The organism is Piscinibacter sp. PDB5-1, from assembly GCF_056676035.1.
Genome location: NZ_JBWVZL010000002.1, coordinates 673,654 through 699,646 on the forward strand (window position 1 = coordinate 673,654; position 25,993 = coordinate 699,646).

The following is a 25,993-nucleotide window of genomic DNA, read 5'->3' on the forward strand; positions in this document are numbered from 1 at the left end:
CATGAGTTCACAAATCACCCCTTACGCCGCTCGGCGCGCCAGCCAGAGCACGTTCATTTCACTGCGCGGTGTGCGCTACCACCTGCGCTCGTGGGGCGACCCGGCGCTCGTCACGCCCGAGCGCCCGGCGCTGGTGATGATGCATGGCTGGATGGACGTGGGCGCCTCGTTCCAGTTCATCGTCGATGCCCTGCGCGACGAGCGCTACATCGTCGCCGCCGACTGGCGCGGCTTCGGCCTGACCGAAAGCCCGCCCTGCGACAACTACTGGTTCGCCGACTACCTGGGCGACCTCGACGCGCTGCTCGACGCCGTCGCCCCCGGCCAGGCGGTCGATCTGGTCGGCCACAGCATGGGCGGCAACGCCGTGATGATCTACGCAGGCGTGCGGCCCCAGCGCATCCGCCGGCTGGTCAACCTCGAAGGCTGGGGCATGCCCGGCACGCGGCCCGAAGGTGCGCCCAAGCGCTATGCCGACTGGCTGGACGAGTTGAAGCAACCCGCCTTGCTGCGTGGGTACGCCAGCGTCGAAGAAGTCGCCGCCCGCCTTCGCAAGACCAACCCGCTGCTGCGCGAAGACCGCGCCGGGTGGCTCGCCCCGCACTGGGCCGCGCAAGACGCGCAGGGGCAGTGGCAGATCCTCGGCGATGCGGCGCACAAGCGGTCGAACCCCATCCAGTACCAGAAAGACGAAGTGATGGCCTGCTGGGCGCGCATCGAAGCGCCCGTGATGTGGATCGAAGGCGACCAGACGCCCACGCCGGCTTGGTGGGGCGGGCGCTATTCAAAAGAAGAATTTCACCAACGCCTCGGCGTGGTGCCTCGCCTGGAACGCCACGTCGTCGGCCCGGCGGGCCACATGCTGCACCACGACCAGCCCGAGGCGCTGGCCGCGCACCTGGAGCGCTTTCTCGCCTGAAGTACGCCGGGCAAGGCCCCGGGCGGGGCCCGTGCGGCCCCGCTGGCCGATAATTGCGGGTTTCCAAAATTGCCGAGACCCGCACATGGACGTCGAACACATCAATGCCATTGGCAACTCCCTGGCCGACCTGACGAAGCGCACGGTCGACCTACGGGGGTATCTTTGACTACGACCGCAAAGCACTGCGGCTGAACGAAGTCAACGCCGCGCTCGAGAACCCCTCGATCTGGAACGACCAGAAGCGCGCGCAAGAGTTGGGGCGTGAGAAGCGCGCCCTCGACCAGGTCGTCGAAACCATCGACCACCTCACCAGCAACCTGGCCGACAGCTCCGAGCTGTTCGAGATGGCCAAGGCCGAAGGCGACGACGACTCGCTGGCAGCCATCGAAGCCGACGCGGCCAAGCTCGCCGAGATCGTCGAAGGCCTCGAATTCCGCCGGATGTTCAACAACCCGGCCGACCCGAGCAACTGCTTCATCGACATCCAGGCCGGTGCCGGTGGCACCGAAGCCTGTGACTGGGCCGGCATGCTGCTGCGCCAGTACCTCAAGTACTGCGAGCGCAAGGGCTTCAAGACGACGATGGAAGACGAGACACCGGGCGACGTGGCCGGCATCAAGAGCGCGACCATCAAGGTCGAGGGCGACTACGCCTTCGGCCACCTGCGCACAGAAACCGGCGTGCACCGCCTGGTGCGCAAGAGCCCGTTCGACTCGGCCGGCGGCCGGCACACGAGCTTCGCGAGCCTGTTCGTGTATCCCGAAATCGACGACTCGATCGAGATCGACATCAACCCGTCGGACGTGCGCACCGACACCTTCCGCGCCAGCGGCGCTGGCGGCCAGCACATCAACAAAACCGACTCGGCGGTGCGGCTCACGCACATCCCGACCGGCATCGTGGTGCAGTGCCAAGACGGCCGCAGCCAGCACAGCAACCGCGACGTCGCCTGGAAGCGCCTGCGCTCGCGCCTGTACGACCACGAGATGCGCAAGCGCCAGGAAGAGCAGCAAAAGCTAGAAGACACCAAGACCGACGTGGGCTGGGGCCACCAGATCCGTTCGTACGTGCTCGACCAGAGCCGCATCAAGGATCTGCGCACGAACGTCGAAATCTCGAACACCCAAAAGGTGCTCGACGGTGACCTCGACCAGTTCATCGAAGCCAGCCTCAAACAGGGAATCTGATTCCCTCCGGCACGCGCCCGCCCTGCCAACACAGTTCAAATAACAGAGACAACACCATGCGTGAAGGCCAAGCCCTGCTGATCCGCCGCGAGGACTATGTCGCGCCGGCCTACTGGATCAAGACCGTCGATCTGACGTTCGACCTGGACCCGGCCAAGACGCTGGTGATCAGCCGCATGCAGGTCGAGCGCAACGCCGCGGTCGCCCCGCAGCCGCTGCGCCTGCACGGTGAAGAGCTGAACCTCACGCGGGTGCTGGTCAACGGCGAGTCGGTGTCGTTCAAGAACGAGAACAACCAGCTCGTCATCGACAACCTGCCCGAGGGCGTGTTCTCGCTCGAGATTCGCAACACCTGCGCGCCCGAGAAGAACACGCAGCTCTCAGGGCTGTACACCTCGGGAGGCGGCTTCTTCACGCAGTGCGAGGCCGAAGGCTTTCGGCGCATCACCTACTTCCTGGACCGGCCTGATGTGATGGCGGTGTACACCGTCACGCTGCGCGCCAACAAGAAGCAGTACCCGGTGCTGCTGAGCAATGGCAACCTGGTCGAAGAGGGCGATCTCGACAACGGCCGCCACTTCGCCAAGTGGCACGACCCCTTCCCGAAGCCGAGCTACCTGTTCGCGCTGGTCGCGGCCGACCTCGTGGCACGGCAGCAGCACATCCGCACGCGCGCCGGCAAAGACCACCTGCTGCAGGTCTACGTGCGCCGGGGTGACCTCGACAAGACCGAGCACGCGATGAACTCGCTGATCGCGAGCGTCGTGTGGGACGAAGCCCGCTTCGGCCTGCCGCTCGATCTTGAGCGCTTCATGATCGTCGCCGTCGGCGATTTCAACATGGGCGCGATGGAAAACAAGGGCCTGAACATCTTCAACACGAAGTTCGTTCTGGCCTCGCCGGCCACCGCCACCGACGTCGATTACGCCGGCATCGAGTCGGTCGTCGGGCACGAGTACTTCCACAACTGGACAGGCAACCGCATCACCTGCCGCGACTGGTTCCAGCTGAGCCTGAAGGAAGGCCTCACGGTCTTCCGCGACCAAGAGTTCAGCATGGACATGGCGGGCAGCCCGACCGCCCGCGCCGTCAAGCGCATCGAAGACGTGCGCCAGCTGCGGCAGGTGCAGTTCCCCGAAGACGCCGGCGGCATGGCCCACCCGGTGCGTCCCGACAGCTACGTCGAGATCAACAACTTCTACACGCCCACCATCTACGAGAAGGGCGCCGAAGTCGTCCGCATGATGCAGACCCTGGTGGCAAGCCACCAGTCCGATCCTTTGGGGCGCGATGGATTCGCCCGCGGCATGACGCTGTACTTCGCACGCCACGACGGCCAGGCCGTCACCTGCGACGACTTCGCGCAGGCCATCGCCGACGCCAACCCCGGCAGCGCGCTGGCGCAGCACCTCGACCCGTTCAAGCGCTGGTACGGCCAGGCCGGCACGCCGCGCGTCACCTCGCGCGGCCGCTACGACGCCGGCACACGCACCTACACGCTGTCGCTCGAACAAAGCGCCCTGCCCTCGCCCGGCCAGCCGGCCAAGCAGCCCTTCGTGCTGCCGGTGGCCATGGGCCTGGTGGGCCGCGATGGCCGCGCGCTGCCGCTGCAACTCGAAGGCGAAGCGCAGCCGGTCGGCACCGAGCGCGTGCTGGTGCTGAGCGAGCCCCGCTCCTACTTCACCTTCGTCAACGTCGATGTCGAGCCCGTGCCCTCGCTGCTGCGCGGCTTCTCGGCGCCGGTGGTGCTGACCGACTCGCTAGCCGACGCCGACCTGCTGACCCTGCTGCAGCACGACGACGACGCCTTCAACCGCTGGGAAGCCGGCCAGCGCCTCGCGCTGAACCGGCTGCTCGCCGCCATCCAGAGCGAAGGCGCGCTGCAGCTCGACGCGGCCTTCATCGACGCGATGCGCGCCGTGTTGCGCCACCCCGGCCTCGACGCCGCCTTCAAAGACCTGGCCCTCACGCTGCCCAGCGAGACCTACCTCGCCGAGCAGCTGACCACGGTGGACCCGCAACGCATCCACGCCGCGCGCGAAGCGATGAAGCTGCAGCTCGCGCAGGCCCTGCGCGACGACTGGGCCTGGGCTTACGAAGCGCACCAGGTGCGCGGCGCCTACTCGCCCGACCCGGTTTCGTCTGGCAAGCGCGCCCTGACGAACCTGGCCCTGGCGATGCTGTGCCTCGACGCCGCCGAAACGGGCGACACCGTGTGGCCCGGCCGCGCCTACCAGCGCTTCAAGGACGCCGGCAACATGACCGACCGCCTGGGCGCACTGAGCGCACTGGTCGGCTCGCACGCCGCGCTGGCCGAGCCAGCGCTCGAAAGATTCCACGCGTTGTTCAAGGACGAGGCCCTGGTCATCGACAAATGGTTCGCCCTGCAGGCCAGCGCGCCCGAGAAAGACGGCCGCGTGTTCGCCCGCGCCAAGCAGTTGCTCAAGCACCCCGACTTCTCGCTGAAGAACCCGAACCGCGCGCGCAGCCTGATCGCCACGCTGTGCTCGGGCAACCCGGCGGCCTTCCACCGCGCCGACGCGGCGGGCTACGTGTTCTGGAGCGACCGCATCCTCGACATCGACCCGATCAACCCGCAGCTCGCCGCCCGCATGGCGCGCGTGATGGACCGCTGGAGCCACCTCGCCGAGCCGTACCGCACGGCGGCGCACGAGGCGCTGCAGCGGGTCGCGGCCAAGCCCGATTTGTCGGACGGCGTGCGCGAGATCGTGACCCGCGCCCTCCAACAAGCCTGATTTTTGAAACTCTCGAAAGCCTCGTCATGAGCTCACGCGTCAGCCTCACGCAATACCTGGTCGAACAGCAGCGCCAGCACGGCAACATCCCCTCGCAACTGCGCCTGCTCATCGAGGTGGTGGCCCGTGCCTGCAAGCGCATCAGCATCAGCGTCAACAAGGGCGCGCTGGGTGAAATCCTCGGCAGCGCCGAGAGCGAGAACGTGCAGGGCGAGGTGCAGAAGAAGCTCGACATCATCGCCAACGAGGTGCTGATCGAAGCCAACGAATGGGGCGGCCACCTGGCTGCGATGGCGTCCGAAGAGATGGAAGGCATCTACGTGGTGCCGAACCGCTTTCCGCAGGGCGAGTACCTGCTGATGTTCGACCCGCTCGATGGCTCGTCGAACATCGACGTCAACGTGAGCATCGGCACCATCTTCTCGGTGCTGAAGAAAGACAGCACGCACGAAGGCGTCAGCGAGAAAGACTTCCTGCAGCCCGGCACGCAGCAAGCCGCCGCCGGCTACTGTGTCTACGGCCCGCAGACCACGCTGGTGCTGACGGTCGGCGACGGCGTCGTGATGTTCACGCTCGACCGCGAGCAGGGCTCGTGGGTGCTGACCGACGACAACGTGCAGATCCCGGCCGACACCAAAGAGTTCGCGATCAACATGAGCAACATGCGCCATTGGGCGCCGCCCGTGAAGCGCTACATCGACGAGTGCCTGGCCGGCAAGACCGGCCCGCGCGGCAAAGACTTCAACATGCGCTGGATCGCCAGCATGGTGGCCGACGTGCACCGCATCCTCACGCGCGGCGGCGTCTTCATGTACCCCTGGGACCAGCGCGAGCCCGAGAAGCCCGGCAAGCTGCGCCTGATGTACGAAGCCAACCCGATGGCCTTCCTGGTCGAACAGGCCGGCGGCGCGGCCACGAACGGGCAGCAGCGCATCCTCGAAATCGCGCCGACCAAGCTGCACGAGCGCGTGAGCGTGATCCTCGGCTCGAAGAACGAGGTCGAGCGCGTCACCTCGTACCACCAGGAAGCCAAGGCATGAAGCACCCACGCCCGCTTCGCTCGCTGCCCCCCGAGGGGGTAGCAGCTCAAGCCCTTCGGACGGCCTGGCGGGCCTGAGGACGCGATGGGTACGCTTTACCTCGTCCGCCACGGCCAGGCCTCGTTCGGCGCCGACAACTACGACAAGCTCAGCGAGCTGGGCCACCGCCAGTGCCTGCAGCTCGGCCAGTACCTGCGGGGCAAGGGCGTGCAGTTCGACGCCGCGCTCGTCGGCACGCTGCAGCGGCAGGTCGAGTCGCTCGCTGGCATCAGCGAAGGGCTGCAGCAGCAGCCTGAAACGCTGTCATGGCCGGGCCTGAACGAGTACGACAGCAAGGCGGTGCTCCAAGCCATCCACCCGGAGCCGTTGGCCAAGCCGAAAGATGCCGAAGCCGTGAAGCACCACTTCCGCCTGTTGCGGGACGGGCTGGCCGCGTGGATGGCCGGGCGCATCCAGCCGCAGGGCATGCCGAGCTACGCCGACTTCGTGGCCGGCATCACCGGCGCGCTGAATCACGTGCAGGCCAGCCACTTCGGCAAGAAGGTGCTGATCGTCAGCAGCGGCGGCCCGATCTCGACGCTGGTCGGCCACGTGCTGGGCATGCAGCCCGAGGCGACGATCGAGCTGAACCTGCGCATCCGCAACAGCTCGCTGACCGAGCTGGTGTTCACCGAGAAGCGCGCCTCGCTCGTCACCTACAACACGCTGCCGCACCTCGATCACCCCGACCACGCCAGCTGGGTGACGTATACATAGCCGGCGGCACGATTCGCTGGCTATAATCGCCGGCTTCACGCAGTTCGCAAGGTCTGCGCGCAAAACAAGGCCGGTGTAGCTCAGTTGGTAGAGCAGCGCATTCGTAATGCGAAGGTCGAGGGTTCGACTCCTTTCACCGGCACCAGATCAAGGGCTCAGCTTCGGCTGGGCCCTTTTTCGTTGCGGCCCGGCTTCCAGCCAGGCGACACGCCCAAACCTAGAATCACCGCCGCATGTGGCACCGCCTGTTCATCGTTGTAGCGCTGTGGTTGCTGGGCGCACCGGCCTTGGCCGCACCGAGCCCGGTGGCGTTCGCGGCCGTGTTCGAGGCCTCGCCCGAAGCCGGCGCATGGGCCTCCGCCGCCACGACCGAATCGGCCGCCGATTCGACGAGCCCGGCCGAGAGCGGCACGCCCCAACTCCCGCTCGAAGTGGGCGGTGACGTGTCCGACCTGCTGCACACGGCAGCGAGCCTCACCATCGACGCCCCCTCGCGCATGCAGCCGGCGCCCCGGGCCGACCCGGCGCTGCCCGCGCCGCTGGTGTGGAAGCAGCGCCGGCCACCCCGCGCCACGCACGCCCCTGCCGCGTGAGGCCGGCGGCGGCACCTTCGCCGCCCGCTCGCGCCTCGATCCGCTCACCCGCTTTTCAACACACTGCGCGCCCACGCCGCACGGCCCGTGCCCTGCGACCGACAACGCCTCCTGGACCCCATGGACTTCTTGCTCGACCCCCAAATCTGGATTGCCTTCGCGATGCTCACCGCCCTGGAAATCGTCCTCGGCGTGGACAACATCATCTTCATCTCCATCCTGGTCGGTCGCCTGCCCGCCGACCAGCGCGACAAGGCCCGCAGACTCGGCCTGGGCTTCGCGATGGTCTCGCGCCTGCTGCTGCTGTTTTCGCTCAGTTGGGTGATGGGCCTGACCGCCCCGCTCTTCACGGTGCTGACCCAGGAGATCAGCGGACGCGACCTCGTGCTGCTGTTCGGTGGGCTCTTCCTGCTCTACAAGGCCTCGCACGAAATCTTCGTCGAGGTCGAGGCACCTGAGCAGCAAGGTCCGGACGGCATCTCGGCCGCGGCCAAGTCGGCCGCGTTCTGGGGCGTGATCGGGCAAATCGCCATCATCGACATCGTGTTCTCGCTCGACTCGGTGATCACCGCCGTGGGCATGGTCGATCAGATCGGCGTGATGGTCGCCGCGGTCGTCTTCTCGGTGGGCGTGATGCTGCTCGCGGCCAAGCCCATCGGTGAGTTCGTCGAACGCCACCCGTCGGTGAAGGTGCTGGCGCTGGCCTTCCTGGTGATGGTGGGCATGGCGCTCACGGCCGAAGCCTTCGAGGTGCACATGCCCAAGGGCTACATCTACGCGGCCATGGCGTTCTCGCTGGCGGTCGAAGCGCTGAACATCCGCTCGCGCAAGAAGCGCCGGGCCGCCTCCGCCTGAGCCTGCGCCCTGAACCGCCGCCGGGCCGAGCCATCGCTCAGCCCGGCGGCGCCTGCGTCGGCAAAGCCTCATGCGGCCCGGCCACAGCCGGCCGTGGGGCCGGCTCGGGCGCACCCTCGGCGCCGATCAGCTCGGGCCAGATGCGGTGCCAGTCTTGCGGGCGCAAGTCCCAGCGGCGCACGCTGCCGCCGGTGGCCTGCTCGATGGCAAAGCAGCGTTCGGCCGGCGCCTGCCGCACGCCCCGTGCGATCTGCGAAAGAAAGGCCGGGGTCAACCCACAGCGGCTGGCCACCCGAACGGCCCGGCCGCGTTTGGCGCGAAGGTGTTCCATCAAGGTCATCGCGTCATGCTAAAGCAATACTTGAACTAAAGTAAAGCATTGGTTATAGAGAGCCTCATGAACAAAATGAAGCAATGCTTGACAAATCAGACACCGACATCGTCCGCGAGTGGCTGCTGGTCGCCCTGACCGTGGCCGAATCCCAAGGCAAGACGGCGAGCGAACTCGCCGCCTGGTGCGGCGTGAGCCCCCAGGCCGTCAGCGGCTGGAAGAAAACCGGCCGCATCAGCAAGGGCCACCTCGAACGCGCGGCCCTGTTCTTCGGCAGCGGCCCATCGTTCACGCGCGGCACGGCCTACGCGGCGCGTGAGTCGGTGCTGACCGGCTGGCCCTTCCCCGACCTCGACCGCGACCGATTCGACCAGTTGAGCTTCAACCAGAAGATCGAGATCCAGGGCTTGGTGCGCGAGCGCCTCGAACGCTTCGAGGCCGAGGCACCCGGCGCACGAGCCCGCGCCGTAAAGAAAGCGCCCACCCCCAAGGCACGCAAGCGCGCGGCCTGATCGCGGGGGCACCCCAGGGGGCCGCCCGGGGTGCCGTGATGAAATACAGGGATGAACGAAGACGTTGACAAGCTGCGCCGGTTGATCCAAGACCTGGAGGACCAGCACACCACCGGCTTCGTGAACGACGCTCAGTACGCCGAACATCGCGCGCGCCTGGAGCGGCGTCTGGTCGAGGCGGTGATGAAGGGCCCGGTCGATGCGGCCACACTCCCACCCGCGACAGCCCCGGCCGCCGCACGGCCCGCCGCGGCCGCGCCGACATCCCCCCCACCCCACCCCTCGCGCCGTGGACTGCGTCTCGCGCTGCCTCTGCTGGTCTTGGCCAGCATGGCAGGCGCCGGCGTGTGGTGGTGGGTGACACAGGGCCAGCGACCCGCCGCACCCGCGGCGGCCACATCGCCCCCGGCGCAGGCTTCGCAGGCCGTGGCCATCGAACCGCCGCCACCCACCGCCCCCACCGACGCCCCCGCGTCCATCAGTACCGAGGCACTGCCAGCCAGCGCGCCGACGCCCGCTGCGGCTGCTTCGCCAGCCCCCCGTGCGGCGGTTCGGTCCGGCGGGGCCTCGTCGGTGCAGGGCACGGTGAGCCTGTCGCCCACGCTGGCGGCACGCGTCCAGCCGGGCGACACGGTGTTCGTCTATGCACGGGGCGTCGATGGGCCGCCGATGCCGCTCGCACTGACCCGCGCGCAGGTGAAAGACCTGCCCCTGCGCTTTCGCTTCGACGACAGCATGGCGCTGTGGTCGTCGGCGAAGCTCTCGTCGTTTGCCTCGGTGGTCGTGATGGCCCGCGTCAGCAAGAGCGGCGAAGGCGTGCCGCGTGCCGGTGACCTGCAGGGGCAGTCGGCCCCGGTGCCGGTGGGCAGCGAGGCGGTGCGCATCGACATCGACACCGTCATCGCCAAGTAACGAAAAGGCCCGCACGCGGCGGGCCTGGGGGTGAACCGGCCCCGGCATCGCGCCGGGGCGTCACTCGGTTCACAGCGGCGAGAGCACGAAGTCGCCGGCCTCGTGCCCGGCAAAGCCGATCGGCGCGTACTGCGGCTGCTGCGGCACCTTCAGCCGGCGCGCGAGGTGCGCGAAGCGCGCCGACACCGACTGGTGCAGCTCTTGCGCAGCAACCGGGCCGTTCACCTGGCCGAGCACGTCGAGCAGGCTGCGCGCGAAGAGCGAGTGCGACACGCTGCCGCCATCGACCACGGGCTCCAGACCACCCGAGGTCATCGCCACCCGGGCGCGCTGCTTCGACAGTTGCTTGAGCGGGTTGAGGCGCTGCTCGGACGTGAGGGCCTGGTCCACCACCGGCACCAGCGAGCGCGTCAGCGTGCCCGAGTAGCACGAGTCGGCGATGACCAGCACGTGCCGCGCGCTCATGGCCGAGAGCTGGTCGGTGACGTCGATCACCGAGACCCACTGTGCGAGGTCTTTGGGATCGCCATCGACCGGGATCCAGTAGCCGCGTGCGGTGACTTCGTCCATCTGCCCATGGCCGGCGTAGTAGACGACGACCTGGTCTTGCGCACCGACCTGCTGGCGCAGGCGGCCCAGGGCCGCGAGCATCTGCTGGCGATTGGCGTCTTGCAGCGTGGTCACCTCGAAGCCGAAGCGCTGCTTGAGCACATCGCCCACGGCCTGTGCGTCGGCGCGCGGCGTGTCGAGCGGCGTCCACTGCTTGTACTGCTGGTTGGCGATCACCAGCGCAAAACGGCGACCGGCCAGCAGGGGCTCGGTCTTGGCACGGCCGGCCGCTGGCGGCGCCTTGTCGAGTTGGGCGACGAGCGCGGCCGCAGCATCCGAGGCGGCGCCTGACGCTGCCATCGGCGCCGAACGCTGCATCAGCGTGAGCTCACCTTGTGCCAATGCGCCGGCCTCGTCTTCGGCCTCGACGCGCACCGTGGTGCGCGCGTCGTTGATCGTCAGCGGCACGCTGATCAGGCCCTGCGCATCAGGCGTCTGCGGTTGGCCATTGACGCGCACCGTCTTCAGGCCGGTCGCCCCGGCCACACGCACAACCACCTCCAGCGGCCCGGCCGGCGCCTCGACCGCCAGCGGCGCGTTGGCCGTTCGCGGCAGCGGGGCCGCGCCCATCGGCGAGACGAACTCGACCCGCAGGCGCTCGGACCGCTGGATGGCCAGCCCCGCCACCAGACCACCGGTGGCCTTGCCGACCAGGTCGGTGATGCGCGCAAAGCTGTCGAGCGGGATCAGGCCCTTGTCCACCTGGCCGAGCAAGCCCGCCAGGTTGATCAATGAACGTGCATCGCCCTGCGCCGCGGCCTTCTCGTACCACGAGCGCGCCAGCGACTTCTGGCCACGCTGGTCGAAGAGTTCGCCGACGGTGGTCTGCGCTTCGGGCAGGCCTTCGTTGGCCATCGGCAGCCACATCTTCACGGCGCCACCGGTGTCTTGCGGTTCGACGTACTCGCCACCGGCCGCCCGGCACTGGCCCGGGGCCAGGCGCTGTGCGCGACGCGGCGTGACACTGGTGCTGAAGGCCCCGAGCCGTCGCACCTGGCCCGGCAGCAGGCAGTGCACGAGGCCGTCGCCCGCAGCCGCCAGTTCGGTGTTGGACTGAGCCTGCGCGGGTGCCGCGAACAGGCCCAGCAGCGCCAGCGCGCCGACGGCCACGCCGCGTTGCGCGAAGCGGGCGCGCGCCCGATGCAGCACCGCCATCTCAGCCCCCGGCGCGGAACTGCACGCGGCGGTTCACGCCGTCGTACGGGTCGGCCTTGTTGAGCGGCTTGTGCGGGCCCTTGCCCTCGACCATCAACAACTGGCCGGACAGCTTCTTCTCGCTGACGAGGTAGCGGCGCACGGCCGCGGCACGACGGTACGACAGCGCCTCGTTGTAGCTCACGCTGCCCTTCGCATCGGTGTGGCCCTCGACCACGACCTTGATCGTGCCTTCGGTGAGGCGGATGCCGTCGGCGATCACATCGAGCTGGCGCTTCGCCTGGGGCGACAAGGTCGATGAACCGAAGCCGAAGGGCACCGGCACCGACACGGCGCTGGCCTCGTTGATCTCGCGCGTGGGCGTTTGTTCGAGCACCGCGAAAGGCGTGTTGCCCGGTGACCGGCCGCGCGTCTTGATCTGCTCGCTCGCGCCGCGCGACAGGATGTCGGCGATGTCTTGCGCCGAGGGCGTCTGCCCTTCTTCATAGACCATCACGGTCTGCGCCGAGGCCCACAGCGGCAAGGCCGCGAGCACCGCAACGGCGGCGAATGAATGCAATGTGCGGATCGAAGCGAACGTTGGCATGAGTTCTCCCTGCATGGCCTGAAACGCTGGATTTTTTCATGCGGGCTGTGCGCAGCAGCCCCCGCAAGATGGGGCTGTGCCGCCTGCACATGCAACAAGACGAAACGTGTGGAGGCCGATGTCTTGTGTTGAGCACCCGCAAAGGGGGTTTACGCCTGACGCAGCGAGCCGGGATGATCGTGGGCTCATCTTTGTGTGCCACAGCGGCGCAAGACCGCTTCCCTCTTCAAGCTCCATGCGACATCCCAACATTCCATCGCTGTCATCGTTTGCTCTTCTTCCTCCACTGCTGTGGGTGGCTTCATCAGCCACCGCACAAACGGTGACCAACGTGCGCTGTTCGCCCAGCACCAGCGCCTCGGTCGTGCGTCCGGGCGAGACCTTCGTGTTGCGCGGCAACTGTGTCAACGGCGACACCAACACGCCTCTGACCGAGGGCATCGAACGCTGGCAGTACCGTGACGACGAGGGCAACCTCGTGCTGTTTGCCGAGCGCCCCTTGGTGTGCGAAGTGCTCGCCTCGCGGGGGGATCGCCCCGGCACCTCCGACTGCAACGGCCTGCGCGTCGAAGCCTCCAGCATCACGGGCGAACGCACCTACCTGCTGACGCACTTCAACACCGGCTATGGGGGCCCGATCGATCTCGAGGACGATGGTGGCCATCCGAGCGTCACCGTGACTGTCGAGGCCGATGCCTCGACCCAGCAGCGCTCGCTGAACCAACTCAGCGCCCCGCTGCTCAACATCCAGACCCAACGCCTGCGCAGCCAGCTCGCACAAGCCGATGCCCGCATGCGCCTCTTGCGCAAGCAGCGCAGCGTGCCCACGCTGGCCGTGCCGGGTGTGCCGCTGCCTGAAGGCAAAGACGGCGAAGACAAGAACCGCGAGCGCCGCACCGGCTTCTACGTCGGCGGCCTGGTGGACTACCTGCGCCAGAAGGCCAACGGCAGCCGGTCCGAGTTCGACTCGCGCACGACCAACCTGTCTTTCGGCGGCGACCACCGCGTCAGCGACGAGTGGGTGCTCGGTGGCAGCGTGGGTCGCTCGGACGGACGCGTCAGCTTCGGCGATTCGGCGAGCCGCCAGACGAGCGAAGGCAGCAACCTCACCGCCTACGCCAGCTGGAGCCTCACCGCCACCACCTACCTCACCGCCACGCTGAGCGTCGAAGAAACGAAGTTCGACCTCACGCGCGACGAACAAGGCAGCCTGAGCTTCGCGTCACCGCGCGGCAAGGGCGTGGGCCTGAGCGTCTCGGCCGGCCGCGACTTCAGCTTCGGCCCGTGGAGCATCGGCCCCTACCTGCGCTTCGACAACGTCACGTCCAGCGTCAAGGCCTTCGACGAAACCGGTGGCCCCTCGGCCGCTTCGGTGAGCGCGCAACGCCTGCGCTCGAACTCGATCAACCTCGGCGCACAGACGCAGTTCGCCGTGCCGGTCGAATGGGGCATCGTGCTGCCCTTCGTGCGCGCCGAGCTCACGCACCGCCGCGACGCCGTCAAGCAGGCCCCGACCGCCATGCTCATCGATGGCAACACGCCGCTGCTGGTGCCGACCACGGCCGACACCAGCGATGGCTTCGGCACGCTGGCCTTCGGCGTGACGGGCGTCAACAATGGCGGCCTGAGCTGGTTTGCCGACCTCGAGACCGCGGTGGGCCAAAAGGGCTTCCGCTCGCGCCGCGTCGGGTTCGGCCTGCGCTCGGAGTTCTGAGCTTCCGCCACCACCGCACCACCCACCTCGCCACCGCATGGCCCGCTTTCTCTTCGCCTGGGAACTGGGGGCCAACCTCGGCCACGTCTCGCGGTTGCTGCCGGTGGCGCGCATGCTCAAGGCGCGGGGCCACGAGCTGGTGTTCGCGCTGCGCGACTTGACCAACGGGCACGGTGCGATCGGCCCCGAACTGGGCCCGGTGCTGCAGGCGCCGGTCTACCTGCACGCCTCGCCACAGGCGGCCTGGACGATGGCCGACATCCTCTTGTCGTGCGGCTACGCCTCGCCGCGTGTGCTGAGCGGCTTGGCCGAAGCCTGGCGGGGCCTGATGGCCCTGAGCGCCTGCGATGCGGTCATCGCCGACCACGCACCCACCGCGCTGCTCGCTGCACGGCTGGCGGGTGTGCCCGCGCTGCACATCGGCCATGGCTTCACGGTGCCGCCACAGGTGTCGCCGCTGCCGGTCTTCCGCGATTGGGCGACCGCCCCCCGGCGGGCGCCGCATGAGAGCGACGCGCAGGCGCTCGGCAGCGTCAACGCCGTGCTGGCCGCCCACCACCGCGCCCCGCTGGCGAACCTGTGGCAGCTGTTTCGCCCCGAACGAAGCCTGCTGTGCACCTGGCCCGAGCTGGACCACTACGCCGCACGCCCCGACGAGCCCTACCTCGGGCCCGATTGCGAATACCTGCCCGGTGTCGCGCCCACCTGGCCCGCGAGCCCGGGGCCGCGCGTGTTCGCCTACCTGCGGGCGCACGACCCGCAGCACCAGGGCGTGCTGCAGGCACTTGCCGCGCTGCCCTGCGCGGTGGTGTGTTTCTTTCCCGACCTCGCCAGCGCCGGCGGCACGCTGCCGCGCCCGCCGCACATCCACTACAGCGCCGAGCCACTGGACCTGCGCCGCACCCTGGCCGACGGTTGCCGGCTGGTGATCTGCCACGCAGGCCAGGCCACGCTGGCCCAGGCGCTGCTGGCGGGCGTCCCGAGCCTGTTGATGCCGACGCAGGCCGAGCAGTTCATGATCGCGCGCCGCGCCGAAACGCTGGGCGCCGCCATCAACGTGGCGCGGGTGCCGAAGCCGGTGGACTTCCGCCCGCTCATCACGCAGTTGCTGCAGGCCGACGGGCCGCACATGGCCGCGGCCCAGGCCGTCGCCCACAAGTACCGCGACTTCGACCCGGCCCAGCTCAGCCATGCCGTGGTCGAAGCCGCCGAAGGCCTGCTGCCCCGGCCCCACGCCTGAAGCGACTCAGGCGATGCGGCAGGCCTCGTCGAAGTCGAGGCGCGGGCCACGCGGGTGCAAGGCCTCGGGGCGGCCCTGGCCGAGGGCGCAGACGAAGTTGGTCTTGACCGGGGTGCCGGCCCAGAACGCCTCGTCCATCTTCTGCGCATCGAAGCCGCCCATCGGGCCGCAATCCAGGCCGAGTGCGCGCGCGGCGACGATGAAGTAGCCCGCCTGCAGGCTCGCGTTGCGCAGCGCCGTTTCGGCGATGTGCTCGTGCGGCTTGCCGACGAACCAGCTGCGTGCGTCGGTGTGCGGAAAGAGCTTGGGCAGCTGCTCGTAGAAGGCCATGTCCATGCCCAGCACGGCCGTGACCGGCGCGCTGCGGGTCTTCTCGACGTTGCCCGGGTTCATGCAGGCCAGCAGCTTGTCTTTCGCTTCGGCCGACTGCACGAACACCACCCGCAGCGGGCAGCAGTTGGCCGATGTCGGGCCCCACTTCATCAGGTCGTACAGCGCCCGCAAGCGGGTCTCGGGGACGGGCGCGGGGTCAAAGCGGTTGTGAGAGCGCGCCTCAGTGAACAATTGCTCGGTGCTGGCGTTCATGTCGGTGTGTGATGAGAGTCTTTCAGAAGGCGAGAATTCTCGGATGTTTGCCCCCTCCCAACACGATGTGCGCCGCTTCTTCTGCGACGCTTACCGCAAGCAGCGCGAAGGCGCGCCGCTGACGCCCATCGAAGCCCTTGCCGGTGACTGGATCACGCAGCACGCCGAATACCACGCCGAACTGGCCGACACGGACCAGGCGCTCGCCGCGGTCTACGACGTCGAAGAGGGCCGCACCAACCCGTTCCTGCACCTGTCGATGCACCTGTCGATCACCGAGCAGGTCAGCATCGACCAGCCGCGCGGCATCAAGCAGGCCTTCACGCTGCTGGTGGCCAGGCGCGGCTCGATGCACGAGGCGCAGCACGAGGTGATGGAATGCCTCGGCCAGATGATGTGGGAGTCGCAACGCAGCGGCCTGCCTCCCGATGGCGACAAGTACATCGACTGCGTGAGGCGGCGGGCGACGCGGGACTGAGTGGCGGGGGCTTTGCTTGGGTGGCTGCGTTTGCGGTGAGGCACGTGTTTTCACCGCCAAGGCGCAAAGGAACGCAAAGAACGCAAAGACAGACTTCCTTCTTGGCGACCTTTGCGTTCCTTTGCGCCTTGGCGGTAAAAAAACGACACGCCCCGCCGACTCCAGTCAAGCGCTTCGAAGCCCCCGCTCAGTTCTGCACCAAGCCGGGGCCCGCGCACGCTGCCGCCCGACCGAGAAGCACCCCACGCTCGCGCGCGTTGCGCGTCATCTCGGCGGCGCGCTCGAACTCGGCACGCGCCTCGGCCATGCGCCCCAGCTTGAACAGCAGGTCGCCGCGCACGCTGGGCAGCAGGTGGTAGGCCTTCAGCGCGGGCTCGTCGCGCAGCACATCCACGGCCTCCAGCCCCGCGGCCGGCCCGTAGGCCATGCCGACGGCGACGGCGCGGTTCAGGCCCACCACCGGTGACGGCATCAGCTGGGCCAGCGCGTCGTACAGCGCGACGATCTGCGCCCAATCGGTGTCGCCAGGTGTCCGGGCCCGCGCATGGCAGGCCGCGATCGCCGCCTGCAGGCCATACGGCCCCAGGCCTTGCCGCAAGGCCGCCGCACGGTCGAGCGCCGCGAGCCCGCGGCGGATGAGCAACTGGTCCCACCACGCCCGGTTCTGGTCGAGCAGCAGCACCGGCTCGCCTTGCGGGCCGGTGCGCGCGCCGAGGCGAGAGGCCTGGATTTCCATCAGCGCGACCAGCCCGTGCACCTCGGGCTCGGCCGGCGTCAGCTCGGCGAGGATGCGCCCGAGCCGCAGCGCCTCTTCGCACAGCGCGGGGCGCACCCAGTCGTCGCCGGCGGTGGCCGAATAGCCTTCGTTGAAGACGAGGTAGATCACCTCCAGCACCGACGACAACCGCGCCGGCAGCTCGGCCGCGCGCGGCACCTCGAACGGCACCTTCGCCGCGCTGAGCGAGCGCTTGGCACGCACGATGCGCTGCGCGATGGTCGGCTCGGCCACCAGGAAGGCCCGCGCGATCTCGTCGGTGGTCAGCCCGCCCAGCAGGCGCAGCGTGAGCGCCACGCGCGCTTCGGTGCTCAGCACCGGGTGGCAGGCAGTGAAGACGAGCCGCAGCAGGTCGTCGCCGATGTCGTCTTCGGCGGCCGCCTCGAGGCCGTTGTCGGCCATCTCTTGCTGCAGAGCGAGTTCGTGGCCGATCTGCTCGTGCTTGCTGTCGCGCAGCTGCACATGGCGCAGCCGGTCGAGCGCCTTGTTCTTGGCGACCGCCGTCAGCCACGCGGCCGGGTTGTCGGGCACGCCGCCTTCGGGCCACTGTTCGAGCGCTGTGACGAGCGCGTCTTGCGCCAGCTCTTCGGCCAGGCCCACGTCGCGCAGCATGCGCGCGAGCGTGGCGATGATCTTGGCCGACTCCATGCGCCACACCGCGTCGAGGGTGCGCTGGATGCGCGTGCCCACGGTGGGGGACGGGCGAGGCGCCGGGGTCGTCGTCATGCCGGCGTCATGCCTTGCTGGTCTGCTGCTCGATCTGGGCGCGCAGGCGCTCTTCCTGCTCGCGCAGCTCGGGCGTGAACTCGGCACCGAAGTCGTCGGCCTCGAAGACCTGGCGGATTTCGATGTCGCTGTCGGTCAGCATCGGGTTGGGGCAGCGCTTGACCCACTCGATGGCCTCTTCGAGCGACTTCACCTGCCACAGCCAGAAGCCGGCGATCAGCTCTTTGGTTTCGGCAAAGGGGCCGTCGATCACCGTGCGGCTCTTGCCCGAGAAGCGCACGCGCGCGCCCTTGCTGCTGGGGTGCAGGCCTTCGCCGGCCAGCATGATCCCGGCCTTGACCAGTTCTTCGTTGTAGGCGCCCATGTCGGCGAGCAGTTTCTCGTCGGGCATCACGCCGGCTTCGCTGTCGGCCGTGGCTTTGACAATCACCATGAATCGCATCGTCGTCTCCTTCGCGGGTTGAATGAGCGAGGAAACCGTCCCCGCCCTGATGTCACGACGGCCGGGGCCGATCCAAATCGACACCCGTGGCCTCCCGGCGCATGTAACAATTTGTACCGACTGGTGCTGCGTCCGCCGCACCGCCCTACTTCGCGGGCTTCATGTGGATCCATCGCCATTCGAGCCAGTTGTCCGGCCGGTGCACGACCTCGACGTTCGCGCGCGCCGCCCACGGGATCACCTGCCGGTGCAGCGGCACGTACAGCACCTCGTCTTTCGCGCGTTGCAGCGCGGCCTTGATGAGCTGCTCGCGCTTCTTGGGGTCGGCCTCGCGGCTCGATGCCGCCGCCAGCTCGTCGAGCTTGGCGTCTTTCACCTGACCGAAGTTCCACGACCCGGTGCCGCCTTCGCCGCGACTGCGCAGCACGGGCGTGAGCGTGGTCTCGGCGTCGGTGATCGCACCGCCCCAGCCCAGCAGGTACATCGAGGTGTCGAGCCGCTGCAGCTTGGCGAAGTAGGTGCTGCGCGGCATGGCGTTGACGCGCACCTTCACGCCCAGCCGCGCCCACATCGAGGCCAGCGTCTGGCAGATCTCTTCGTCGTTGACGTAGCGGTTGTTGGGACAGTCGAGCGTCACGTCGAAGCCTTGCGGGTAGCCGGCGTCGGCCATCAACAGCTTGGCGGCGGCCAGGTCGAAGGGCAGGCGCTTTTCGATGGCCGCGTCGTTGAAGGCCCCCAGCGGCGAAGGCGTCACGTTGCCGGTGGGCAGCGCCTGGCCGCGCATCAGCTTGGTCTTGATGGCCTCGATGTCGATGGCCTGGTAGAGCGCACGGCGAACGCGCACGTCCTTGAACGGGTTCTTGCCCTTCACGCCCGAGTACAGCAGCTCATCGCGGTGCTGGTCCATGCCGATGAAGAGCGCGCGGTTCTCGGGGCCTTCGATCACCTTCAGCGTCGGCTGCGCCTTCAGGCGCGGCACGTCTTGCGGCGCGGGGTCGAGCACGAAGTCGATCTCGCCCGAGATGAGCGCGGCCACGCGCGTCGCGTCGCTCTTGATCGGCGTGTAGACGACCTCTTGCACGTTGCCGTCGAATTTGCCCCACCACGCCGGGTTGCGCTTGTAGACCGTTTTCACGTCGGGCTGGCGCGAGACCAGCACGAAGGGCCCCGTGCCGTTGGCATGCAGCGAGGCGAAGCCTTCTTCCTTGTTTTTGTAGTCGATGGGCCGGGTGGCCTTGTGTTTCTCGGCCCAGGCGCGGCTCATGATCGGCAGCGTGGTCAGGTGTTCGAGAAACACCGGGTTCACGGCCGGCGTGTCGAACTCGACGGTCAGCGCATCGACCTGCTTCACGGCGCCCAGCGCGTTGGCGTACACCGCGATGTCGGACGTGCCGGCACGCGCGCGCTGCGACGAGAACACCACATCGGCCGCGGTGAAGGCCGAGCCGTCGTGAAACTTCACGTTCGGCCGCAGCTTGAGGCGCCACTTGGTGGGCGCGAGCTGCTTCCATTCGGTGGCCAGCACGGGCTCGATGCGCATCTGCTTGTCGCGGTTGACCAGCGTCTCGTAGACCTGGCCGTTCATCGCGTTGGTGAGCAGCTCGTTCTGCGCATGCGGGTCCATGGTCTGCGGGTCGCCCTGCGAGGCCCAGCGCAGGGTTTGCGCCGACGCGCCGAAGTTCATCGCCAGCGCCAACGCGCCCACCATCCACCACCGCTTCATGCGTGCTCCTTGGGCTCACCGAAAAGACGCGGCGAGTGTAGGGGCCGACCTCGGCGTGCCTCTTGCGTGTCGCCCCCAAGCCCTGGGGCACGAAAGGGCTTGACCTTCCAACGATGGCAATCTTTAAGCTCCCCACCATGGACTCGATCTACACCCTGCAATTGCCCATCGAAGGCATGACCTGCGCCTCGTGCGCGGGCCGCGTCGAAAAGGCGCTCGGCAAAGTGCCGGGCGTGCGCTCGGCCCTGGTCAACCTCGCCACCGAAACGGCCACCATCGAGGCACCGCCCGAGGTGACGGCCACCGGGCTGGCGCAGGCCGTCACGGCCGCCGGCTACGCCGTGCCTTCTGAAGAGCTGCAACTCGCCATCGATGGCATGAGCTGCGCCTCGTGCGTGGGCCGCGTCGAAAAGGCGCTGGCCGCCGTGCCCGGCGTGCTGTCGGCCAGCGTGAACCTGGCCACGGCGCAGGCCACCATCAAGCGCCTATCGGGCGGTGACACCGCCGGCCTGCTGGCCGCCGTGCAGCGCGCTGGCTACACGGCGCGCGACCTGTCGCAGCCCGCCGCCCCCGGCGCCGAAAAGGCCCACCGCAGCGACACCGTCTGGCCCGTGCTGCTGGCCGCGGCGCTTTCGTTGCCGCTGGTGCTGCCGATGGCGGTCGAGCCGTTCGGCCTGCACTGGATGCTGCCCGGCTGGTTGCAGTGGCTGCTGGCCACGCCAGTGCAGTTCTGGCTGGGCGCGCGTTTCTACCGTGCGGCCTGGGGCGCGCTGCGTGCCGGCGCGGGCAACATGGACCTGCTGGTGGCCATCGGCACCACGGCGGCCTATGCGCTCAGCGTGTGGGTGCTGTACGCCGACGGTGGACCCATGCCCGAGCTGTACTTCGAGTCGTCGGCGGTGGTCATCACGCTGGTGTTGCTGGGCAAGTGGCTCGAAGCGCGCGCCAAGCGGCAGACCACCGAGGCGCTGCGCGCGCTGCAATCACTGCGGCCGGCCACCGCGCGCGTGCGGCGCGGTGAAGGTGACGCGGCGACCGACGTCGACCTGCCACTTGCCGAAGTGCGCGTGGGCGACCTGGTCGTGGTGCGGCCCGGCGAGCGGGTGCCGGTCGATGGCCTCGTGCACGAAGGCCACAGCCACGCCGATGAATCGATGCTCACCGGCGAAAGCCTGCCGGTGGCCAAGTCGCCCGGAGACCGCGTGACCGGCGGTGCGATCAACGCCGAAGGCCTGCTGCTCGTGCGCACCACGGCCATCGGTGCCGAGACGGCGCTGGCGCGCATCGTGCGGCTGGTCGAGTCGGCGCAGGCGAACAAGGCGCCGATCCAGCGGCTGGTCGATCGGGTCAGCGCCGTGTTCGTGCCAGTGGTCGTGGGCATCGCGCTGGTCACCTTCGCCGGCTGGTGGTGGTACGGGGCCGACCTCGCCACCGCCACCCTGCACGCGGTGGCCGTGCTCGTGATCGCCTGCCCGTGTGCGCTGGGCCTGGCCACGCCGGCCGCCGTGATGGTGGGCACCGGCACCGCGGCGCGCCACGGCATCCTGATTCAAGACGCGGCGGCGCTCGAAGCACTGCACGCGGTCGAGGTGATCGCCTTCGACAAGACCGGCACGCTCACCGAAGGCCGCCCCGTGCTCGTGAGCGCGGTGGCGGCCAACGGCGACAGCGACGCCCTGCTGGCCCGCGCCGCCGCGCTGCAGGCCGGCAGCGAACACCCGCTGGCGCGCGCCGTGATGACCGAGCTGCAGTCGCACCAGCTGCGCCCCTTGAGCGCCCGCGACGTGCGCGCCGAACCCGGCCGGGGCGTGCGCGGCGAGGTCGGTGTCGAGTCGCTCGCGCTCGGCAGCAGCCGCTGGATGCAGGAACTCGGCGTGGACATGTCGCCCATGGACGAACACGCCGCGCGCCTGCGCGACGAAGGCCGCACCGTGTCGTGGCTGGCCATCACCTCGGGCGCCGCACCCCGGTTGATCGGCCTGCTGGCCTTTGGTGACCCGGTCAAACGCGAAGCCGCCCGCGCCATCGCGCGGCTGAAGGCCCAGGGCCTGCGCACCGTGCTGATCAGCGGCGACAACCGCGGCAGCGCCGAGGCCGTGGGCCGGCAACTGGGCATCGACGAGGTGCTGGCCGAGGTGCTGCCGGCCGACAAGGCCGCCACCATCGACCGCCTGCGCCGCGCCGCCGAAGCGCCTGTGGCGATGGTCGGCGACGGCATCAACGACGCGCCGGCGCTGGCCGCGGCCGACGTGGGCATCGCGATGGGCACCGGCACCGACGTCGCCATGGCGACCGCCGGCGTCACGCTGATGCGCGGCGACGTGGGCCTCGTCGAGGCGGCTCGCTCGATCTCGAAGCGCACCACGGCGAAGATCCGGCAAAACCTGTTCTGGGCCTTCGTCTACAACGTGGTCGGCGTGCCGCTGGCCGCGCTGGGCTACCTGAGCCCGGTGGTGGCCGGCGCCGCGATGGCCTTGTCCAGCGTGAGCGTGGTGACGAATGCGCTCTTGCTCAAACGCTGGCGACCGACGGAGGTGAAGTGATGGAATCCTTGCAAACGAAGCCCGCGTGCCAGACGCCGGGGGGCTGCGAAGGCAGCCGAAGGGCCCTGGGCGCGTCGGCCAATGGCGCCACCGGCGCGGTCATGAACATCGGCGAAGCCGCCAAGCGCTCGGCCGTGTCGGCCAAGATGATCCGCCACTACGAGAGCCTGGGCCTGCTGCCGGCGGTGCCGCGCACCGAGTCGGGCTACCGGCAGTACGACGACGCCAGCGTGCACACGCTGCGCTTCATCCGCCGGGCGCGCGACCTGGGCTTCGGCATGGCCGAGATCGGCACGCTGCTCGGGCTGTGGCAAAACCGCCGCCGCAACAGCAGCGACGTCAAGCGCATCACCGAGCGGCACATCACCGACCTGCAGCGCCGCATCGACGAGATGCAGGCCATGAAGCGGTCGCTCGAACAGCTGGCCCATGCCTGCCACGGCAACGGCCGGCCGGACTGCCCCATCCTCGACGACCTGTCGGGCGGCCGGGTCGATTGACCGGCGGCGGTCCGCGGGGCGGTCAGTCGCTCAGCGACCCAGCTTGCGCAGCACGTCGGGCCCCGCCCACAGCTCGTCGAGGTGCTTGAACTGCCACTGCGCGTTCGACTCGCGGGCGACGATGCGGTCGCTGCAGCCGGCAGCCGAGAGGTCGACCACCTCCACCGTGACCGGCATGTTCGATCGCGTCGAAAAGAACACCTTCACCTTGGGAGACACCATCGAGCCGGCGCTCTGATCGACCACCACGCCGAGGCGTCCCGATTGCAGCCGCACCAGCGAGCCGGTCGGGTAGATGCCCAGGCTCTTCACGAAGGCCTGGAACACCGCCTCGTCGAAGTGCCCCTGGCGCCAGGAGGCCATCTTGGCGACCGACTCGGCTGGGTCCCAGCCCTCCTTGTAGGGCCGGTTCGAGGTGATGGCGTCGTACACGTCGCACACCGCACCCATCTTGGCAAGCTGCGAGATCTGGTCCGCCTTCAGCCCAAAGGGGTAGCCCGAACCGTCGGTCTTCTCGTGGTGGTGCAGACACACGTCGAGCGCGGCGGCCGGCACGGCGGCGCTGTCTTTCAGCAGGTCGTGGCCACGCTGCGGGTGACCCTTCATCACGGTGAACTCGGCGTCGGTCAGCTTGCCGGGCTTGTTCAGGATCTCCAGCGGCATCAGCGCCTTGCCGGTGTCGTGCAGCAGTCCCGCGACGCCGGCTTCGCGCGACTGGGCTTCGTCCATGCCCATCTCGCGCGCCAGCGACACCATCAGCGCACACACCGCCACCGAGTGCATGTACGAGTAGTCGTCGTGGGTCTTCAAGCGCGCCAGCGTCACCAGGGCGCTGGGGTTGCGCCACACCGAGGCAGCCACCTCGTCGACCAGTTCGACACACTGCTGCGTGTCGAGGGCCCGGCCCATGCGGGCCTCGGCAAAGAGCGCCATCACGGCCTGACGCGACTGCGTCACGATGGCGGCGGCGCGTTGCGTTTCTTCGGCGAACGAGGCCGATGGACGGGGACGCGCAGGCTTGGCCGGCGCCTCGCCGCGCGGCTGCGCGGGCGCCAACGCGGCGTCTGGCGTCGCAGGTTGGGCCGCGGCGACCCCGGCCGGCGCCGCGACGTCGCCACCCTTGCTCACGTCGATCCAGCATTCCTTCACGCCGCTGTCGAGCAGCTTGCGCAGGTCGCCCGGGTCGCGCAGCAGGAACTTGGTCTTCCAAAACGGGTGCGACAGCCACGGGCCCTCCAGTTCATGCAGGTGCATGCCCAGGCTGAGCTGATCGACCCGGATTTTCTTGAGCATCGCAGTCTCTTGTCGTGGTGGGGTCTGTGTGTCTTCTGGTTTCGGCCAAGCCAGCCGCATCTTGAACCCTGCGCTTGACGGCGCGCAATGAAAAACGCCGCTGATTTCTCAGCGGCGTTCGTCTTGCGGGATCGTTTTTTGCGGGCGATCAGCGGAAGCGCGACTGCGGCACCGTCTTCAGGTCGCCGGGCAGCGAACCAATGTAGTTGGCCAGGGCCTTCAGCTCGGCGTGGGTGAAGGGCTGGGCAGCGTTGGCCATGATCGCGTTGCCACGGCCGACCTGCGGGTTCGCCGTCGTCTGGTAGGCCTTCAGCGCCACGTAGAGGTAATCGCGGTGCTGGCCGGCCAGCTTCGGGTAGCCCTCGATGGGCTTGTTGAAGTTGTCACCGTGGCAAGACGCACAGTTGCCCTTCTTGATCAGTTCGGCCACCTGGGCCGTCGGCTGGGGCGCCGGGGCGGCGTCTGCGGGCTTGGCCTGCTGTTCGTAGAAGGCCGACAGGTCGGCGATGTCTTGTTCGGTCAGGGAGCCGGCGATGCCGCGCATCGTGGGGTGCTTGCGCTCACCCTTCTGGTAGGCCACCAGCGCCGAGGCGATGAACTTGGCGCTCTGGCCCGAGATCATCGGCACCTTGTGGATTTCAGGGAAGCTGGCCTGGTAGCCGGGGATGTTGTGGCAGCCGATGCACATCGCCGCCTTCTTTTCGCCGGCCTTGGCGTCTTGCGCCTGCGCGCCGAGGGTGACACTGCCCAGGGCAGCCAGAGCGAAGATCGAGGAGAGCAGCTTGTTCATGTGTTCTGCGAAGGCGGTGTCTTGGGACAGCCGGCGATTATAGGAGCCCCAGGCGTCGCTTCGAGGCAGCGACTTATACTGACCCGTTCCCTCCCCCGCTGCCCCCAAGCCCCCCGCGCATGAAGTTCCAAGGCTCCCAAAACTACGTCGCCACCGACGATTTGATGCTGGCCGTGAATGCGGCCTCGACCCTCAAGCGCCCCTTGCTCGTCAAGGGCGAACCGGGCACCGGCAAGACGATGCTGGCCGAAGAGGTCGCGCAAGCGCTCGGCCTGCCACTGCTGCAGTGGCACATCAAGAGCACCACCAAGGCCCAGCAGGGCCTGTACGAATACGACGCCGTGAGCCGCCTGCGCGACAGTCAGCTGGGCGACGAGCGCGTGAAAGACATCCACAACTACATCGTCAAGGGTGTGCTGTGGCAGGCCTTCACGGCCGACGAGCCGGTCGCCTTGCTGATCGACGAGATCGACAAGGCCGACATCGAATTCCCGAACGACCTGCTGCGAGAAATCGACCGCATGGAGTTCTACTGCTACGAAACGCGTGAACTGATCCGCGCCAAGCACCGCCCGCTGGTGTTCATCACCTCGAACAACGAGAAAGAGCTGCCCGACGCGTTCCTGCGCCGCTGCTTCTTCCACTACATCAAGTTCCCCGACGCCGACACGATGGGCAAGATCGTCGAGGTGCACTTCCCCGGCATCAAGAAAGAACTGCTGGGCGCGGCGCTGAAGAATTTCTACGACGTGCGCAACCTGCCCGGCCTGAAGAAGAAGCCGTCGACCAGCGAACTGCTCGACTGGCTGAAGCTGCTGGTGGCCGAGGACATTCCGCTCGACGTGCTGCAAAGCAAGGACGAAAAGGTCTCGCTGCCCCCGCTGGTGGGCGCGCTGCTGAAGAACGAGCAGGACGTGTCGCTGTTCGAAAAGCTCGTGTTCATGCAGCGTCACAACCGCTGAACGGTTGG

24 protein-coding genes and 1 tRNA gene are annotated in these 25,993 nt (G+C 68.4%); 16 read left to right on the plus strand and 9 right to left on the minus strand.

The genetic code is table 11. The features are described 5' to 3' along the window. Nucleotide 1: 1 nt before the first annotated feature. The 8 genes from AC1KAT_RS10425 to AC1KAT_RS10460 all read left to right on the plus strand — a co-directional run bounded on the left by AC1KAT_RS10425 (nt 2) and on the right by AC1KAT_RS10460 (nt 8,109). Nucleotides 2-919, plus strand: coding sequence for an alpha/beta fold hydrolase (locus tag AC1KAT_RS10425; protein WP_480325514.1), 918 nt, complete (start codon nt 2-4; stop codon nt 917-919). Nucleotides 920-1,004: 85 nt separating this feature from the next. Next, a protein-coding gene (prfB, locus tag AC1KAT_RS10430) for a peptide chain release factor 2 (protein ID WP_480325516.1) occupies nt 1,005-2,109 on the plus strand; the annotation gives its coding sequence in 2 pieces (ribosomal slippage) (nt 1,005-1,085 and nt 1,087-2,109; 1,104 coding nt in all). A gap of 56 nt (nt 2,110-2,165) precedes the next feature. After that, nucleotides 2,166-4,865: an aminopeptidase N gene (gene pepN, locus AC1KAT_RS10435; RefSeq protein WP_480325518.1), complete on the plus strand. Its 2,700-nt coding sequence runs from the start codon at nt 2,166-2,168 to the stop codon at nt 4,863-4,865. A 26-nt stretch (nt 4,866-4,891) separates the two neighbouring features. Further along, nucleotides 4,892-5,905, plus strand: a complete 1,014-nt coding sequence (locus AC1KAT_RS10440) for a class 1 fructose-bisphosphatase (RefSeq protein WP_480325520.1) — start codon at nt 4,892-4,894, stop codon at nt 5,903-5,905. An 84-nt stretch (nt 5,906-5,989) separates the two neighbouring features. Next, nucleotides 5,990-6,661: a histidine phosphatase family protein gene (locus AC1KAT_RS10445; RefSeq protein WP_480325522.1), complete on the plus strand. Its 672-nt coding sequence runs from the start codon at nt 5,990-5,992 to the stop codon at nt 6,659-6,661. 69 nt (nt 6,662-6,730) lie between these two features. After that, nucleotides 6,731-6,806, plus strand: a tRNA-Thr gene (locus AC1KAT_RS10450). 88 nt (nt 6,807-6,894) lie between these two features. Then, nucleotides 6,895-7,254, plus strand: coding sequence for a hypothetical protein (locus tag AC1KAT_RS10455; protein WP_480325524.1), 360 nt, complete (start codon nt 6,895-6,897; stop codon nt 7,252-7,254). 120 nt (nt 7,255-7,374) lie between these two features. Next, nucleotides 7,375-8,109 carry a TerC family protein gene (locus tag AC1KAT_RS10460; protein WP_480325526.1) on the plus strand — a complete coding sequence of 245 codons (735 nt, stop codon included), beginning with the start codon at nt 7,375-7,377 and terminating at the stop codon, nt 8,107-8,109. Between the two features lie 37 nt (nt 8,110-8,146). Here AC1KAT_RS10460 and AC1KAT_RS10465 read toward each other — a convergent pair whose 3' ends face one another. Then, entirely contained in the window at nt 8,147-8,440 is a 294-nt protein-coding gene (locus AC1KAT_RS10465; protein WP_480325528.1) for a YdaS family helix-turn-helix protein, read from the minus strand. A gap of 83 nt (nt 8,441-8,523) precedes the next feature. Here AC1KAT_RS10465 and AC1KAT_RS10470 point away from each other — a divergent pair, with 83 nt between their 5' ends. Both AC1KAT_RS10470 and AC1KAT_RS10475 read left to right on the plus strand, forming a co-directional pair. Next, the gene (locus AC1KAT_RS10470; RefSeq protein ID WP_480325530.1) at nt 8,524-8,952 is read left to right on the plus strand and encodes a hypothetical protein; all 429 of its coding nucleotides are present in this window, start codon (nt 8,524-8,526) and stop codon (nt 8,950-8,952) included. Between the two features lie 51 nt (nt 8,953-9,003). After that, nucleotides 9,004-9,864 carry a c-type cytochrome biogenesis protein CcmI/CycH gene (locus tag AC1KAT_RS10475; protein ID WP_480325532.1) on the plus strand — a complete coding sequence of 287 codons (861 nt, stop codon included), beginning with the start codon at nt 9,004-9,006 and terminating at the stop codon, nt 9,862-9,864. Nucleotides 9,865-9,933: 69 nt separating this feature from the next. Here the strand turns inward: AC1KAT_RS10475 and AC1KAT_RS10480 are convergent, their stop codons facing one another. Further along, nucleotides 9,934-11,628, minus strand: a complete 1,695-nt coding sequence (locus tag AC1KAT_RS10480) for a caspase family protein (protein ID WP_480325534.1) — start codon at nt 11,626-11,628, stop codon at nt 9,934-9,936. Between the two features lies 1 nt (nt 11,629). Next, on the minus strand, nt 11,630-12,214 hold the full coding sequence (locus tag AC1KAT_RS10485) for an OmpA family protein (RefSeq protein WP_480325536.1): 585 nt from the start codon (nt 12,212-12,214) through the stop codon (nt 11,630-11,632). 322 nt (nt 12,215-12,536) lie between these two features. On the opposite strand from AC1KAT_RS10485, the gene AC1KAT_RS10490 reads away from it, so the two are divergent. Beyond that, entirely contained in the window at nt 12,537-13,928 is a 1,392-nt protein-coding gene (locus AC1KAT_RS10490) for an autotransporter outer membrane beta-barrel domain-containing protein (protein ID WP_480325538.1), read from the plus strand. A gap of 37 nt (nt 13,929-13,965) precedes the next feature. Next, a complete protein-coding gene (locus tag AC1KAT_RS10495; protein WP_480325540.1) occupies nt 13,966-15,168 on the plus strand; it encodes a glycosyltransferase in 1,203 nt (400 codons plus the stop codon). 6 nt (nt 15,169-15,174) lie between these two features. Here the strand turns inward: AC1KAT_RS10495 and AC1KAT_RS10500 are convergent, their stop codons facing one another. After that, nucleotides 15,175-15,753, minus strand: coding sequence for a malonic semialdehyde reductase (locus AC1KAT_RS10500; RefSeq protein WP_480325542.1), 579 nt, complete (start codon nt 15,751-15,753; stop codon nt 15,175-15,177). Between the two features lie 43 nt (nt 15,754-15,796). On the opposite strand from AC1KAT_RS10500, the gene AC1KAT_RS10505 reads away from it, so the two are divergent. Continuing rightward, nucleotides 15,797-16,231 (plus strand): DUF1841 family protein, encoded by a 435-nt coding sequence (locus tag AC1KAT_RS10505; protein ID WP_480325544.1) that lies wholly within the window; start codon nt 15,797-15,799, stop codon nt 16,229-16,231. A gap of 187 nt (nt 16,232-16,418) precedes the next feature. On the opposite strand, the gene AC1KAT_RS10510 is transcribed toward AC1KAT_RS10505, so the two are convergent. The 3 genes from AC1KAT_RS10510 to AC1KAT_RS10520 all read right to left on the minus strand — a co-directional run bounded on the left by AC1KAT_RS10510 (nt 16,419) and on the right by AC1KAT_RS10520 (nt 19,897). Then, entirely contained in the window at nt 16,419-17,732 is a 1,314-nt protein-coding gene (locus AC1KAT_RS10510) for an RNA polymerase sigma factor (RefSeq protein WP_480325546.1), read from the minus strand. A gap of 7 nt (nt 17,733-17,739) precedes the next feature. Next, the gene (locus tag AC1KAT_RS10515; protein WP_480325548.1) at nt 17,740-18,174 is read right to left on the minus strand and encodes a YciI family protein; all 435 of its coding nucleotides are present in this window, start codon (nt 18,172-18,174) and stop codon (nt 17,740-17,742) included. Nucleotides 18,175-18,319: 145 nt separating this feature from the next. Beyond that, nucleotides 18,320-19,897: an ABC transporter substrate-binding protein gene (locus tag AC1KAT_RS10520; protein ID WP_480325550.1), complete on the minus strand. Its 1,578-nt coding sequence runs from the start codon at nt 19,895-19,897 to the stop codon at nt 18,320-18,322. A gap of 137 nt (nt 19,898-20,034) precedes the next feature. Between AC1KAT_RS10520 and AC1KAT_RS10525 the strand changes: the two genes are divergently transcribed. Both AC1KAT_RS10525 and cueR read left to right on the plus strand, forming a co-directional pair. Then, nucleotides 20,035-22,440, plus strand: a complete 2,406-nt coding sequence (locus AC1KAT_RS10525; RefSeq protein WP_480325552.1) for a heavy metal translocating P-type ATPase — start codon at nt 20,035-20,037, stop codon at nt 22,438-22,440. 101 nt (nt 22,441-22,541) lie between these two features. Then, on the plus strand, nt 22,542-22,940 hold the full coding sequence (cueR, locus tag AC1KAT_RS10530) for a Cu(I)-responsive transcriptional regulator (RefSeq protein ID WP_480326541.1): 399 nt from the start codon (nt 22,542-22,544) through the stop codon (nt 22,938-22,940). Between the two features lie 30 nt (nt 22,941-22,970). Here the strand turns inward: cueR and AC1KAT_RS10535 are convergent, their stop codons facing one another. Beyond that, entirely contained in the window at nt 22,971-24,233 is a 1,263-nt protein-coding gene (locus tag AC1KAT_RS10535) for a cyclic di-GMP phosphodiesterase (RefSeq protein WP_480325554.1), read from the minus strand. A gap of 148 nt (nt 24,234-24,381) precedes the next feature. Further along, nucleotides 24,382-25,023 carry a c-type cytochrome gene (locus AC1KAT_RS10540; protein WP_480325556.1) on the minus strand — a complete coding sequence of 214 codons (642 nt, stop codon included), beginning with the start codon at nt 25,021-25,023 and terminating at the stop codon, nt 24,382-24,384. A 119-nt stretch (nt 25,024-25,142) separates the two neighbouring features. Here AC1KAT_RS10540 and AC1KAT_RS10545 point away from each other — a divergent pair, with 119 nt between their 5' ends. After that, on the plus strand, nt 25,143-25,985 hold the full coding sequence (locus tag AC1KAT_RS10545) for an AAA family ATPase (RefSeq protein WP_480325558.1): 843 nt from the start codon (nt 25,143-25,145) through the stop codon (nt 25,983-25,985). The last annotated feature ends 8 nt before the right edge of the window (nt 25,986-25,993 follow it).